The 1881-nt window shown below is 60.1% G+C and carries 1 pseudogene; it reads left to right on the top strand.

Going from position 1 to position 1881, the window contains the following annotated elements:
• A pseudogene (locus AC1DZU_RS35485) lies at positions 1-1881 on the top strand (hypothetical protein); the annotation flags it as partial.

The raw sequence follows: 1881 nt of genomic DNA, 5'->3' as shown, positions 1-1881 counted from the left end.
GAGCTGCTGTCGTTGCCGACCGAAGGCCGTTTCCCGCCTCTCCAACTGACGCCCCAGCGTAAGAAAGAGAAGACCTTCGATGCGCTGCTCCGGCAGCTCGAAGAGCTGGCGCGACAAGGTCCGGTGCTGATGCTCTTCGAGGATGTGCATTGGATCGACCCCAGCTCGCGCGAGCTGCTCGACCTGGTCATCGAGAGGGTGCCGCATCTGCCAGTGCTGCTTCTCCTCACGTTCCGCCCCGAGTTTCAACCGCCGTGGACCGGGCAGGCGCACGTCACGGTTCTTGTCCTCAACCGACTCGACCGTCGTGAAGGCGCCGCGCTGGTCCAGCGGGTCGTCGGCACCGGGGAGCTGCCGAGCGACGTTATCGCGGAGATCATCGAGCGCACTGATGGGGTGCCACTGTTCGTCGAGGAGCTGACCAAGGCGGTGTTGGAGGGCGGCAACACCAGGACAGTGCTTTCAAGAGCTGCTGCGACAGCGTTGAATGTCCCCGCCACGCTGCATGCCTCGTTGATGGCGCGGCTCGATCGCCTCGGCTCAACGGTTAAGGAGGTCGCACAGCTCGGCGCGGTTCTCGGTCGGGAGTTCTCCTACGAATTGCTGGCAGCGGTCGCACAGCGAAATGCCGCTGAGCTAAATGGCGCACTGGATCACCTCGTCAGCGCCGGTCTGGTGTTCTGCCGCGGGACGCGGCCGCTGGCCACTTACCTCTTCAAGCATGCGCTCGTTCAGGACGCAGCGTATGGCACACTGCTGCGCGCTAAGCGCCAGGAGCTACATAAGCGTGCCGCAGATGTGTTGGAGGAAACGTGGACCGAAATCACTGAAGCGCAACCTGAGCTCCTCGCCCAACACCTTCAAAAGGCCGGAGATTTGGCGGGCGCGGTCGATCACTGGCAAAAGGCGGGAGGGGCCGCCCTGGCCAGAGCTGCCACCCGGGAAGCCGTGTCGCACTTTTCCAGTGCTATTGACTGCAGCAGGAGACTTGGCGACGTCTCCGGCGGCCTCGAACGGATGACACGCCTCCACCTTGCGATGGCCAATGCCTTGATGCAGGCTGAAGGATACCGTTCTGAGCGCCTTGGGAAGACGCTTGAGGATGCACGTCTTGCCGCCGCGAAGACGGCATCGGTCGAATTGCAATGTGACGTTGCGCTTTCACTCGCTCCATTTTTTTATGCCACCGGGCGCAATCACGATTACCTGACCCTGGCCGAAGAGCAGCTCGCAAACGGCGCCGATCTCCTTCCAACGGCCTATCTGAGTGGTCTTTGGGCAACAAAGGGGATCGCTCATTCCAACCGGGGAGAAGAGCCGCTGGCAGTGGAGGCCTTGCGCAAGGCCCTAGATCTGATTGATCGGATTGACCCAAGTCGTCGCATTTCGTTCGCCGGTGCAGATCAACGTGTATCTGCCCAGGCATATTTTAGCGAATCGCTGATCATATTGGGTTTCTTTGATGCTGCAGTTGAAGAGAAAGAGCGCCTGATGCAAAATTTTGACCAGCTCGATAAGCCCTTCGACCTCGCGTGGCATCTTCTCGTGCAGTGCCAATTGTGCGCGCTACTCGGCCAATACGAGGAATTACTCGATAACGCTACGAAGATCGTCGAGATTTGCGAACGGCATGGCTACACGGCGCGTCGAAGCAGTGGCCTCAGGTGGCGTGGCCATGCCCGCTCGCATCTAGGTGACATGGATGCCGGCATCGATGACGTCCGGGAGAGTGTGGTTCTTTGGCGTGGGCAGGGCGTCGTATTTCATACCCCTGAGAAGGCATGCGAACTTTGTGATCTTCTCCTGCGGGCCGGTCGCCTCGACGAGGCATCGCAAATGCTTGATGATATCGATACCCTCGTTTTCGATACGGACGAAGCG

Source organism: Mesorhizobium sp. P2_A12 (assembly GCF_056405075.1).
The sequence above is the reverse complement of the archived record's forward strand: the minus strand, read 5'-3'. Positions and strand labels throughout refer to the sequence as shown.